Source organism: Saccharopolyspora sp. 6V (genome assembly GCF_020176785.1).
Lineage (GTDB): Bacteria > Actinomycetota > Actinomycetes > Mycobacteriales > Pseudonocardiaceae > Saccharopolyspora_C > Saccharopolyspora_C gregorii.
Map to the genome: position 1 here is coordinate 1 of NZ_JAIUKB010000192.1, position 11,789 is coordinate 11,789.

Sequence of the window (11,789 nt, forward strand, 5' to 3'; positions counted from 1 at the left end):
CCCCCACCCTCGCCCAACGCCGCGCCATCCAAGCCATGAACCGCGCCCACCGCGTCTGCGACACCTGTCACCGCGACGTCGGCTACCGCATCCCCCACACCCGCCCCCTCGAAGGCCAATGCCTCGACTGCCACGAAACCTCTACCCGGCCGATCGCGGCCTGAACAGGAGGAACCATGCCGACCCGCCGCAGCGGTACATGGATGACCGTTCCCGAGTTCTGCGACGAGATGGCCATCTCCCGATCGACCTTCGACGACTGGCGCGCCAAAGGACGAAGCCCGAAATGCATCCGGCTCCCGAACGGCTCCCTGCGCATCAAGCGCACCGACTTCGACACCTGGCTCAACACCCTGGAGGCCGACGCCGCATGACCGAGACCAGCTACAACGTCCACATCTGGCGAATCACCGCCCGCAAGAACGCTCAGGGCAAAGTCACCAGCTACCGTGTCCGATGGCGTGTCGGCACACACGAACACCACGAGTCGTTCAAAGGCAAGACACTGGCGAGCAGCTTCCACGCCCAGCTCGTAACCGCGGCGAGCAGAGGAGAGGCGTTCCTCGTCGACGCACCGGGGCTTCCGGTGTCGATGGCCCGGAAGTCTGCGAACCAGATGAGCTGGTTCGAGTTCTCGCAGCGGTATGTCGACCTCAAGTGGACCCGCGCGGCCGCGAAGTCGAGGGCGGGCATCGCGGACACCTTGGCGACGGTGACTCCGGTACTGCTGACGAGCGAGCGCGGCAGGCCAGACGACCAGGTGATGCGCCGGACGTTGACACGATGGCTGTTCAACACCAAACAGCGCGACGACGCGAAGCCGGTGGAGATCGCCCGCGCATTGCGGTGGCTGGAGGCCAACACCGTCGCGATGTCGAAGTTGGACGACCCGGCGCTGATGCGGCGCGTGCTGGAGCAACTGGCCCGGCGCATGGACGGGAAGCCCGCCGGTGCCAAGACGTTCGCGCGCAAGCGTGCGGTCTTCCACAACGCGCTGGAGTACGCCGTCGAACTCGGGGTGTTGCAGAACAACGTGCTTTCGCGGATCAAGTGGACACCGCCGAAGGAGGTGAAAGCGATCGACAAGCGCGTCGTGATCAACCCGCGTCAGGCACGGCAGTTGCTGGCGAAGGTAGGGGAACAGCGAGTCGACGGGCAGCCACGCAGGTCGGCTGGACCGGGGTTGGTGGCGTTCTTCGGGGTCATGTACTACTCGGCCCTGCGTCCGGAAGAAGCCGCGATGCTGCGCAAGTCAGATCTGCGCCTCCCGAGCAGTGGTTGGGGCGAGCTGCTGGTGTCGCAGACTGCGCCGACCGCGGGCGGGGCGTGGACGGACTCCGGGCAGCGGCGCGACCGGCGCCACCTCAAGCAGCGCGGGGTAGGAGAGGTGCGGCCGGTTCCGTGTCCGCCTGAGCTGACCGAGTTGCTGCATGGACACCTGGCGCGGTTCGGCACGACCGCAGACGGACGGCTGTTTCGCAGCTTGACGGGCGGCGATCTCGCTGAGTCGACCGCGGCCAGGGTGTGGGACAAAGCACGGCAGAAGGTGTTCACCGCCGAGGAGTACGCCTCAGTGCTGGCTCGTCGCCCGTACGACTTGCGGCACGCGTGCGTGTCGACGTGGCTCGGCAGCGGGGTGCCGTCGACTCAGGTGGCCGAGTGGGCTGGGCATTCGGTCGCCGTACTGCACCAGGTCTACGCGAAGGTGCTCGCCGGGCAGGAGGACAGCGCCCGGCGCCGCATCGAGGAAGCCCTGAGCTTCGGTATGCAGCAGGCGCGGCCGTGTCCGTGAATCGTCCGTAGCTGGCCGCAGACAGCCGTAGCAGCCGGGGACAACCGCACATCAGGCCCGCATGGCCTCTCGCGTAAAACGCCTGGTGAAAGGCCTTGCGGGCCTGGTTAGGCATGGTGCCCCCGGTCAGAGTCGAACTGACACTGTACGGATTTTGAGTCCGCCGCCTCTGCCGATTGGGCTACGGGGGCTGAGCGAGCCGAAGTTTACCGGACCGGTGATCACTGCGCGGCGGCGGGGCGGTCTGGGCGGGCGTCTTCCACTGCCCTGTCCGCTGGTGCCGACGCCTCAGTGGTGCCGTTCGGTTCGCCTGGCCGGCAGCCCGCCCACCATGTGGGCGTCGCGCCGATGTGACCTGTCGGAAACGGGTGTCGGGATGGTCACCCTCCCTGGTCATCTCAGCTGGAGGGCCCGGCCGGTAAGCTGGTTTTTCCCGGTGCGGGACCGCACTGGACCGTGTCAGAACTACCCCAGGAGGACCCGGTGACCACGCCGGCTGCCGAGGACCCAAGCGAGGCCAAGCCCGTCGAACGTCGCGTGCTCGTGGCAGAGGACGAGGCGCTGATCAGGCTCGACCTGGTGGAGATGCTCAAAGAAGAGGGGTACCAGGTCGTCGGTGAGGCCGGGGACGGGCAAGAGGCCGTGCGGCTGGCCGAGGAGCTGCGGCCCGATCTGGTGATCCTGGACATCAAGATGCCGAAGATGGACGGCATCGAGGCGGCGTCGAACATCGCGGGCGAGCGCATCGCGCCCGTGGTGATCTTGACCGCGTTCAGCCAGCGCGACCTGGTGGAGCGGGCGCGCGACGCGGGGGCGATGGCCTACCTGGTCAAGCCGTTCGCGAAGCGCGACCTGGTGCCCGCGGTCGAGCTGGCGGTGTCCCGCTTCACCGAGGTGCAGGCGCTGGAGGCCGAGGTCGCCGACCTCAGCGAGCGCCTCGAAGCGCGCAAGACGATCGAGCGCGCCAAGGGCCTGCTGATGAGCAAGCACAACCTCTCCGAACCCGAGTCGTTCCGCTGGTTGCAGCGGACCGCGATGGACCGCCGGACCACGATGAAGGCCGTGGCCCAGGCGGTGCTCGAGAACCTGGAGTGACTCAGCCCGCGGGCTGGTCGCGGATGACGCAGGTCAGGCGTGCCGTGCAGGTGCGCCTGCCCTGCTCATCGGTGATGACGATCTCGTAGGTCGCCGTGCTGCGGCCCCGGTGCAACGGGGTGGCGATGCCGGTGACGAGGCCTTCCGTGGCCGAGCGGTGGTGCGTGCAGGACAGCTCCAGCCCCACCGCGATCCGGCCTTCTCCCGCGTGCAGCGCCGAGGCGATGGAACCGACCGATTCGGCCAGCACCGCGTTCGCGCCCCCGTGCAGCAGTCCGTAGGGCTGCTTGTTGCCCTCCACCGGCATCGTCGCGACCACACGTTCGGGTGAGTATTCGAGGTATTCGATGCCCATCCGGTGCTGCAACTGGCCCGGTTCCGGGTTCAGCACCAGCGCCATCGAGTCGTTCGCGGGCTGCTCGTTCTCGGTCGCCGTCACGGTCCACCCCTCCTCGTGCCTCGCCGCACGCGCTGTCGGTGGCTCAGCCTAGACTCCCGCGACGTGATGGCTTCCGAAGACCGACGTCTGCTGTTGATCGACGGCCATTCCATGGCCTACCGAGCGTTCTACGCCCTGCCGAAGGAGAACTTCCAGACCGGCACGGGCCAGCACACGAATGCGGTCTACGGCTTCACCTCGATGCTGATCAACCTGCTGCGCGACGAGCAGCCGACCCACTTCGCGGTCGCGTTCGACGTGTCCCGCAAGACCTTCCGCAGCGAGAAGTTCGCCGACTACAAGGCGAACCGCAGCGCCAGCCCCGACGAGTTCAAGGGCCAGGTCAGCCTGATCCAGGACGTGCTGGGCGCGCTGTCGGTGCCGGTGCTGAGCAAGGACAACTACGAGGCCGACGACGTCATCGCCACCCTCACCACCCAGGCCACCGGCGAAGGCTTCTCGGTGGCCATCTGCACCGGCGACCGCGACGCGCTCCAGCTGGTGACCGACCGGGTCACGGTGCTGTACCCGACGAAGGGCGTTTCCGAGCTCACCCGGTTCACGCCGCAGGCCGTCGAGGACAAGTACGGCCTGTCGCCCGAGCAGTACCCGGACTTCGCGGCGCTGCGCGGCGACCCGTCGGACAACCTGCCGAAGATCCCGGGCGTCGGCGAGAAGACCGTCACGAAGTGGATCCAGCAGTTCGGCTCGCTGGCGGGGCTCATCGACCGCGCCGACGAGGTGAAGGGCAAGGCGGGCGAGGCGCTGCGGACCAACCTCGCGTCCGTGCAGCTGAACCGGGAGCTGACCCAGCTGGAGCACGACGTGCCGCTCGGGGTCACCCCGGACGACCTGGTGCTGGCCCAGTGGGACCGGGACGCGGTGCACAAGCTGTTCGACGACCTGGAGTTCCGGGTGCTGCGGGAGCGGCTGTTCAGCACGCTGTCCGCCGCCGAACCCGAGGTGGAGGACGGTTTCGAGGTCTCCGGCGGCGCGCTGGACACCGGTGAGCTCGCCGGGTGGCTCGACCGGCACGCCCGGGACGGCCGCCGCGTCGGGCTCGCGTTCAGCGGCACCTGGACGACCGGCGCCGGTGACCTGGCCGGCATCGCGTTGGCCGACGCCGACGGCGCCGGGGCCTTCGTGGACGTGACCGAGCTCAACGCGGACGACGACAAGGCGCTGGGGGAGTGGCTGGCCGACCCGGCGCTGCCGAAGGCCGCGCACGACGTGAAGGGCCCGCTGCACGCGCTGCGCGGCCGCGGCTGGACGCTCGCCGGGCTGACCAGCGACACCGCGCTCGCCGCCTACCTGGTGCGCCCCGGCCAGCGGTCCTTCGACCTGCCGGACCTGGTGGTGCGCTACCTGCAGCGGGAGCTGCGCGCCGAGGACGAGGGCGGCGACGGCCAGCTGTCGCTGCTCGCCGACGAGGAGCAGGACAAGGCCGACGCCGCCAACGCCGAGCTCGTGAAGGCCCGCGCGGTCGGTGAGCTCGCGGACGCGCTGGACGCCGAGCTGGGGCGCATCGACAGCCGCGGCCTGCTCACCGACCTGGAGCTGCCGCTGCTGGCCGTCATCGACGAGCTGGAGGCCGCGGGCATCGCTGTGGACGCCGACCTGCTCGACGAGCTCGGCGCGCACTTCGCGGGCCGGGTCAAGCAGGCCGCGCAGGAGGCCTACGACGTCATCGGCAGGGAGATCAACCTCGGGTCGCCGAAGCAGCTGCAGGTGGTGCTGTTCGACGAGCTGGGCATGCCGAAGACGAAGCGCACCAAGACCGGCTACACCACCGACGCCGACGCGCTGCAGGGCCTGTTCGAGAAGACGCAGCACCCGTTCCTGCAGCACCTGCTGGAGCACCGCGACGCGACCCGGCTCAAGACCACGGTGGAGGGCCTGGTGAAGTCCGTCGCCGACGACGGGCGCATCCACACCACGCTGAACCAGACCATCGCCGCCACCGGCCGGTTGTCCTCGACGGACCCGAACCTGCAGAACATCCCGATCCGCACCGAGGAGGGGCGCCGGATCCGCGAGGTGTTCGTGGTCGGCTCCGGCTACTCGGAGCTGCTGACCGCCGACTACAGCCAGATCGAGATGCGCATCATGGCGCACCTGTCCGGCGACGAAGGGCTCATCGAGGCGTTCCGCTCCGGTGAGGACCTGCACAACTTCGTGGCCTCGCAGGCGTTCGGCGTGCCGATCGGCGAGGTGGACCAGGAGCTGCGGCGCCGGGTGAAGGCCATGTCCTACGGGCTGGCGTACGGGCTGTCCGCGTTCGGGCTGGCCCAGCAGCTGCGGATCTCCGCGGAAGAGGCGAAGGCGCAGATGGACGCCTACTTCGCCCGCTTCGGCCGGGTGCGGGACTACCTGCACGAGGTGGTGTCGCAGGCGCGGGAGGACGGCTACACCTCGACGATCCTCGGCCGCCGCCGCTACCTGCCGGACCTGCTCAGCGACAACCGGCAGCGCCGCGAGATGGCGGAGCGGATGGCGTTGAACGCGCCCATCCAGGGCAGCGCCGCCGACATCATCAAGGTGGCGATGCTGGGCGTGCACCGCTCCCTCGCCGAGGCGGGCCTGCGGTCGCGGATGCTGCTGCAGGTGCACGACGAACTGATCATCGAACTGGTCGACGGGGAACGCGCCGAGGTGGAGCGGATCGTGCGGGAGCAGATGGGCTCGGCCTACCCGCTGGAGGTACCGCTGGAAGTGTCGGTGGGCGCGGGCCGTTCCTGGGACTCGGCCGCACACTGAGTGCACGGCGGGAGGCGCCGGCCGTCGCGCGGCGGGCGACGCCCTCACCGTTGGCATATGCCGGCGGCATGGTCTCCGAGCTGCGGAGATTGCGGCTCGGTCACGAAACGATCATTCTCCGGCGCCGCGGACGTCCCAGCCACTGAGATGGCCGGAACGTGAACGAGGCGGGCCCCTGTTGGACCTTTCGGGTGATAGCCGGGATAGCCTGCCTACTTCGCGGAACAGCGGATGCCGACGAGCCGGCGCGCGGCGCGCACGGCGGACCCGGGGCGGAGTTCCCGGAGGAGGAAAATGATCAACATCGACAGAGTGGACCACTTGGTGCTCACCGTGGCCGATGTCGATCGGGCGGCAGAGTTCTACGAGCGCATCCTCGGGATGCGCACGGTGACCTTCCCCGGTGACCGGCGTGCGGTGAGCTTCGGTCAGCAGACCATCAAGCTGCATGCCGCCAGCGAGCTGGTCGAGCCCACCGCGACGCACCCGGTGCCCGGTTCGGCCAACCTCTGCTTCGTCACCGAGCAGCCCATCAGCGAAGTGCAGGAGCACCTGCGGGCCAACGACGTGCGCATCGAGGAGGGCCCGGTCGGGCGCACCGGAACATCCGGCCCGATCACCTCGCTGTACCTGCGCGACCCCGACGGCAACCTGATCGAGATCGCCCGGTACGACGAAGAAGCCGAGGCCGCTTCCGGCGCGGAGTGAGCACCCGGAACGGAGGAGGGGGCGTCGAGCGCACTGCTCGACGGCCCCTCCGCTCACCCTCGGGTCACAACGACAGCTCCGGCTTCAACCGGCCGGGCGTCCACACCCGCTGCCGCCAGGCGGCGATCGTGCTCAGCAGCAGCCCCGCCACCAGGTAGGCGATCAGCACCAGCGCGGACGTGCCCGCGGCCTCCAGGCCCGGCCCGCCGTAGAGCAGGTGCCGCAGCGCGGTGACCACGTAGCTCAGCGGCAGCACCTGGTGCAGCGGGTGCAGCGGCGCCGGGATCGTCTGCCACGGGAACGTGCCGCCCGCGGTGACCAGCTGCAGCACCAGCACGATCAGCGCGATGAATTTGCCCTTCGGCCCGAACGCCGCGTTCAGCGCGTGCACCACGGCGGTGAACGCGAACGAGGTCAGCACCAGGAACCCGAGCGTCAGCCACGGGTGCGCCGGGCTCACCCCGACGCCGAACACCACGACCAGGTACAGCAGCACGGCCTGCGCGATGCCCACGATCCCGGCGGGCAGCCACCCGCCGACCGCGATCTTCCACGGCGCCACCCCGGAGGCCAGCGCGCGCTGGGACAGCGGCCGCATGATCAGGAACAGCACGAACCCGCCGATCCACAGCGCGAGCCCCATGAAGAACGGGGCGAGCCCCGCGCCGTAGGTGGCGGCCTTGACCTGCGCGTCGTTGTTCACCGCCACCGGGTCGCCGATGGTGCGCGCGGTGTCCTCCCTGGTGGCGTCGTCCAGGTCGGGGATGTCCTGCGCGCCCTTGCCGAGCTCGTCGGCCAGCGTGTGCGATCCGTCGACGAGCTGCCCGGAACCGTCGGCGAGCTGGTGCGATCCGTCGGCGAGCCGGTCGGCGCCGTCGGTGAGCTCCTCGGTGCCGGTGACGGCCTGCTGCTCGCCCTGGTGCAGCTGCCGGGCGCCGGAGTCGAGTTCACCGCCGCCGCCGACGAGGGTGCCCGCGCCGTCGTTGAGCTGCCCGATGGCACCGGTCAGCGCGGGCGTGGAGTCGGCCAGCTTCCGGTTCCCGTCGGCGACCTGCCGCGATCCGTCGGCGAGCTCGTCGATCTGCCCGATCTGGGCCTGCACCTTGTCGTTGGCGTCGGTGATGGGCTGGTTGAGCTCGTCGAGGTGGGCGAGCACCCGCTGCACGGTCTGCTCGTCGGCGCCGGTGGCGCGCAGCTGCTCGGCGATGCGGCTCTTGGTCTGCTCCAGGTCGTCGACGAAGCCCTGCGAGACGTCGCCGAGCTTGCCCGCGGTGTCGGCGAGCTTCTCGTTGCCCTGGGCGACCTGCTCGGCGCCGTCGGCGAGCTTCGCGGACTGCTCGGGCAGCGGCGCGGTGCGCTCCTGCAGCTGCTGGAGTCCGCCGCGCAGCTGCTGAGCACCGTCGGCGAGCCGTCCGGTCCCGTCGGCGAGCCTGCCGGAGCCGTCCAGCAGCTGCCGCTGCCCGTCGAGCAGCTGGTGCGCGCCGGAGGACAGCTGCCCGGTGCCCTCCTCAGCGGTGCCGAGCCCGTCCTGCAGCCGCCCGGCGCCGTCGGCGAGCTTGCCCGCGCCGTCGGCGGCCTCCAGCGTCTTGTCGTGCACCGTGCCGTAGCCGAGCAGCAGCTGGTCGGCGGCTTCGGTGCCCGCGTCGGCGGCGACGGCCTTGCGCACCTCGCCTGCGACCTTGTCGGCGATCGTGGAGATCAAGTAGTTGTTGGTGTCGTTGGTGACCAGCCGCAGCTGCGCCTGCCGGGGTTCGAAGTCGCCGGGCGACATCAGCGCCGCGGAGAAGTCGCGCGGCACGACGAGCGCGAACGTGTAGCGGCCCTGGGCGACGCCCTGCTCGGCGTCCTCGGCGCCGGTGCGCTGCCAGTCGAAGGAGCCGGAGTCCTCCAGCTCGTCGTAGACCTTGTCCCCGGCGTCGAGCCTGCTGCCGTCCTCCCGGGTGGCGCCCGCGTCGTCGACGACGACGGCCGCGGGCACGTCGCCGAGCCGGTTGTACGGGTCCCAGTTCGCGTACAGGTACATCGCCCCGTACAGCAGCGGAACCAGGGTGATGGCGACCAGCGCGAGCCGCGGCAGCTTGCCGGAGGTGAGCCTGCGCAGTTCGGTCAGGGCGAGGCGGAACGTGGTCATCGGGCACCTTCTTCGGCGCGGTTGTCCGCGCCCACTCGGGCATGGGGGACGGCGAGCCGGTCGGCGGTGTGCGGCGAGCAGAGCACGACGACCGCGCGCTGCCTGCGGGCCTCCCGCTTCGCCAGCTCGTACCAGGAGCCGGGGTCGCCGCCGTGCCGGTCGGGCGTGTCGAGGACCAGCGCGTCGGTGGTCTTCGCCGCGCACGCCAGGTCGACGAGCAGCCGGGTCCGCTCGGCGGCGGGCAGGTTCTCCACCCGGGTGCCCGCGTGCTCGGTGAGGTCGTGGGCGGCGAGCCAGGTCCGGACGGCGGACCGGCCCGAGCGGCGGCCCGCGATGCTGAGGCCTTCGGCGACGGCGGTGCGCACGGGCACGCTCGGTTCGGGCTCGGTGATCTCCGGTCCGTCGACGATCGCGACCCGGCGGCGCAGCGCCCTCGGGTCGTCGGCACCGTCGACGAGGACGCGGCCGCGGCTCGGCTTGAGCCGGCCGGACAGGGCGAGGGCCAGGGCGGTGTGGCCGGAGTGGGGTTCTCCGGTGACCACCAGCAGGTCTCCGCTGTTCACGTGCAGCGAGGTGGGGGCGAGCAGCGTGCTGTGCGCCCCGGTGACCTCGACTGCGTCAGCGACGATCTCCACGCGTCGTCTCGACTCCTTCACAGCGGTGGGGGTCAGCGCAGCGCCGTTGCCGGGCGCACCTCCCACATCGTCCACAGCGGCCGGTAGCCCTGGCGGGGCCAGAACACCGACGACAGCGGGTTGGGCGGGTTGTAGTAGAGGAAGCTGCCGACGACCCCGGCGCGCGCGAACTCCGCGTGCGCTTCGGCCATCAGCCGCTGTCCCACGCCGCCGCCGCGGGCCCGTTCGTGCACCGACACGCAGTTCACGTAGGCCCACCGGCCGGATCGGAGCCGGTGGCCGCCGGAGTGGCGGTCGGGGTCGATCCAGCCGCACTCGGCGAGTGCGACCGGTGTGCCGTCCTGTTCGGCCAGCCACACCGGGTCGCCTCCGGGTCCGCTTCCGGCGGCGAGCCGCAGGCGCGCTGCGTTGCGCTTGAGCTCGGCCGTCCGGGGGCGGTGCACCGATGCGCCGACGAGGGCGGCGTAGGCGTGCTCGGCGAGGGCGAGCTCGACCACGGCGTCCAGGTCGGCCGGTTCGGCGCGGCGCACCTTTACGGTACCAGACAGTTTCGTATCTAGTGCGACAGGCGGGGCGGGCGGTCGGATCGCCAGGCAGGACAGCGGGACGAAGCCGTGGTCCAGCAGCGCGCGCGACGCCTCCGCGTCCCGGCTCGGCCAGGTCACCACGCACGACGAGTCCTCGGCCGGGGCCCCGTGCGCGGCCAAGCGGCTCCGCCACTCCGCCAGGAGGGCGGCCATCCCCGCGCCCGGGTGCTCGCCGAGCAGCGGGAAGAGCTCGAAGGAATCGGTGGCCTGCCACAGGCTCTGCGCCGACCCCGGCGGGTTCCGGGTGTGCGCGACCAGCCCGGCGACCGCCGTCCCGTCCGGCAGCCGCGCCAGCAGCGGATCGCCCTTCGGCAGCAGGTACCGCTCCGGCAGCCGGTGGTCCAGCGCGGCGAACCGCGCGCACTGCCGGTCCAGCAGGTCCTGCGCGTCACCCATGTGCGCCGCCACCCCTTCGCCTAGCCGCCGGGCGACCAGGATTCTGGCAGCCCGCGACGATCACCGCGCCCGAACGGCGCGACGGGGGCGTGTCGCCCGCGGAGATCAGGCCAGTTCGCAGCAGAAGATCGACGTACCGGGGAAGAGCTTCCCGCGCAGGCTGCTCCACTGCCCCCAGGTGTGCGTGGCGCCGGCGGGCCACTCCGGCTCCACGACGTCGAGCAGCCGCAGGCCCGCGGCGTTCAGCTCCCGCACGTAGTCGCCGAGCGTCCGGTGGTGCTCCACGTACGTGGCGCGCCCGTCCCCGTCGATCTCCACGTAGGGCGTCCGGTCGAAGTAGGACTGCGCGACGGTGAGCCCACCCGGCCCGGGATCGTCCGGGAAGATCCAGCGCATCGGGTGCGTCACCGCGAACACCCAGCGCCCGCCCGGGCGCACCACGCGCGCGACCTCGCGGAAGACCGCGCCGACGTCGGCGACGAACGGCACGCCGCCGAACGCCGAGCAGGCCAGGTCGAAGCTGTCCGCGGCGAAGGGCAGCGCGTCGGCGCTGGCCTGCACCAGGGGCACCTCGATGCCGCTGTCGGCGGCGCCGCGCCGCGCGTGCCGCAGCATCCCGGCGGAGATGTCCAGCGCCACCGGGTGCGCGCCCTGCGCGGCCAGCCAGCGCGAGCAGGGGGCGGAACCCGCCCCGACCTCCAGCACCCGCTCGCCCGCGACGTCGCCGAGCAGCCGGGCGTCGGCCTCCCGGACCCGCTCGGGGCACCACACGAAGTCGCTGGTGCCCAGGAACTCGCCGTGCTCGGCCTGGTAGTCGTCGGCGTCGGCGTCCCACCACAGCCGGCTCGCCCGCCGGGACTCGGCCGCGTCGGCAGTGCGCTTGCTCACACCCGCGGTGCCCAGCGCCAGCTCCGCGGAGGCGTGCGCGGAACCGCCGTCCGGCTGGTCTTCCGTCGCCGGATCGAGTGAAATTTCGGGGGCGGCCGAATCGTCGTGCGGCATGAGAAGTCCTGTGGTTCGGTGTTTCGCCGACAAGTGGTTTGCTCCGCGATCGCGCGAACGCGTACGATACCGCCCGCGCCGTGGGTCTTAACGCGTCCGTGCATTCAGGCTGGGGAAAGACGCCCGGGACCGGCTCCGCGGGGGGGGGGCCCCCCCCCCCCCCGCCCGCGCCCCGCAAACACCCACGGTGGGTGGGCCCCTGCGGGGTTTAAAAGGGGGGGGGCGGCGCTGGCGTGTTGGGTGGTTT

10 protein-coding genes and 1 tRNA gene are annotated in these 11,789 nt (G+C 71.2%); 5 read left to right on the forward strand and 6 right to left on the reverse strand.

Going from position 1 to position 11,789, the window contains the following annotated elements; all coding sequences use genetic code 11:
• Positions 1–203: 203 nt before the first annotated feature.
• Entirely contained in the window at positions 204–374 is a 171-nt protein-coding gene (locus LCD35_RS28525) for an AlpA family transcriptional regulator (RefSeq protein ID WP_255615740.1), read from the forward strand.
• Positions 371–1,792: a tyrosine-type recombinase/integrase gene (locus LCD35_RS28530; protein ID WP_224962938.1), complete on the forward strand. Its 1,422-nt coding sequence runs from the start codon at positions 371–373 to the stop codon at positions 1,790–1,792. The genes LCD35_RS28525 and LCD35_RS28530 overlap by 4 nt, the downstream gene beginning before the upstream one ends.
• Before the next feature lie 114 nt (positions 1,793–1,906).
• On the opposite strand, the gene LCD35_RS28535 is transcribed toward LCD35_RS28530, so the two are convergent.
• Positions 1,907–1,983 (reverse strand) — tRNA-Leu (locus LCD35_RS28535).
• Positions 1,984–2,275: 292 nt separating this feature from the next.
• Here LCD35_RS28535 and LCD35_RS28540 point away from each other — a divergent pair.
• Positions 2,276–2,887 (forward strand): ANTAR domain-containing response regulator, encoded by a 612-nt coding sequence (locus tag LCD35_RS28540; protein WP_224962936.1) that lies wholly within the window; start codon positions 2,276–2,278, stop codon positions 2,885–2,887.
• A 1-nt stretch (position 2,888) separates the two neighbouring features.
• On the opposite strand, the gene LCD35_RS28545 is transcribed toward LCD35_RS28540, so the two are convergent.
• Positions 2,889–3,287, reverse strand: a complete 399-nt coding sequence (locus LCD35_RS28545) for a PaaI family thioesterase (RefSeq protein ID WP_224962942.1) — start codon at positions 3,285–3,287, stop codon at positions 2,889–2,891.
• Between the two features lie 105 nt (positions 3,288–3,392).
• Between LCD35_RS28545 and polA the strand changes: the two genes are divergently transcribed.
• Both polA and LCD35_RS28555 read left to right on the forward strand, forming a co-directional pair.
• Positions 3,393–6,083, forward strand: coding sequence for a DNA polymerase I (polA, locus tag LCD35_RS28550; protein WP_224965947.1), 2,691 nt, complete (start codon positions 3,393–3,395; stop codon positions 6,081–6,083).
• Positions 6,084–6,377: 294 nt separating this feature from the next.
• Positions 6,378–6,791, forward strand: a complete 414-nt coding sequence (locus LCD35_RS28555) for a VOC family protein (RefSeq protein ID WP_224962931.1) — start codon at positions 6,378–6,380, stop codon at positions 6,789–6,791.
• 64 nt (positions 6,792–6,855) lie between these two features.
• On the opposite strand, the gene LCD35_RS28560 is transcribed toward LCD35_RS28555, so the two are convergent.
• The 4 genes from LCD35_RS28560 to LCD35_RS28575 all read right to left on the reverse strand — a co-directional run bounded on the left by LCD35_RS28560 (position 6,856) and on the right by LCD35_RS28575 (position 11,542).
• Complete coding sequence (locus tag LCD35_RS28560; RefSeq protein ID WP_224977447.1) at positions 6,856–8,922, reverse strand: YhgE/Pip domain-containing protein; 2,067 nt, start codon at positions 8,920–8,922, stop codon at positions 6,856–6,858.
• The gene (locus LCD35_RS28565; protein WP_224962925.1) at positions 8,919–9,557 is read right to left on the reverse strand and encodes an ATP-binding cassette domain-containing protein; all 639 of its coding nucleotides are present in this window, start codon (positions 9,555–9,557) and stop codon (positions 8,919–8,921) included. The genes LCD35_RS28560 and LCD35_RS28565 overlap by 4 nt, the downstream gene beginning before the upstream one ends.
• Positions 9,558–9,589: 32 nt before the next feature.
• Complete coding sequence (locus LCD35_RS28570; protein ID WP_224962927.1) at positions 9,590–10,540, reverse strand: GNAT family N-acetyltransferase; 951 nt, start codon at positions 10,538–10,540, stop codon at positions 9,590–9,592.
• A gap of 105 nt (positions 10,541–10,645) precedes the next feature.
• Complete coding sequence (locus tag LCD35_RS28575) at positions 10,646–11,542, reverse strand: class I SAM-dependent methyltransferase (RefSeq protein ID WP_224962929.1); 897 nt, start codon at positions 11,540–11,542, stop codon at positions 10,646–10,648.
• Positions 11,543–11,789: the final 247 nt, after the last annotated feature.

Coding starts and splice junctions, on each gene's coding strand:
- LCD35_RS28525 (WP_255615740.1), top strand. CDS start 204: ATGACCGTTCCCGAGTTCTGCGACGAGATGGCCATCTCCCGATCGACC.
- LCD35_RS28530 (WP_224962938.1), top strand. CDS start 371: ATGACCGAGACCAGCTACAACGTCCACATCTGGCGAATCACCGCCCGC.
- LCD35_RS28545 (WP_224962942.1), bottom strand. CDS start 3,287: ATGGCGCTGGTGCTGAACCCGGAACCGGGCCAGTTGCAGCACCGGATG.
- polA (WP_224965947.1), top strand. CDS start 3,393: ATGGCTTCCGAAGACCGACGTCTGCTGTTGATCGACGGCCATTCCATG.
- LCD35_RS28555 (WP_224962931.1), top strand. CDS start 6,378: ATGATCAACATCGACAGAGTGGACCACTTGGTGCTCACCGTGGCCGAT.
- LCD35_RS28560 (WP_224977447.1), bottom strand. CDS start 8,922: ATGACCACGTTCCGCCTCGCCCTGACCGAACTGCGCAGGCTCACCTCC.
- LCD35_RS28570 (WP_224962927.1), bottom strand. CDS start 10,540: ATGGGTGACGCGCAGGACCTGCTGGACCGGCAGTGCGCGCGGTTCGCC.
- LCD35_RS28575 (WP_224962929.1), bottom strand. CDS start 11,542: ATGCCGCACGACGATTCGGCCGCCCCCGAAATTTCACTCGATCCGGCG.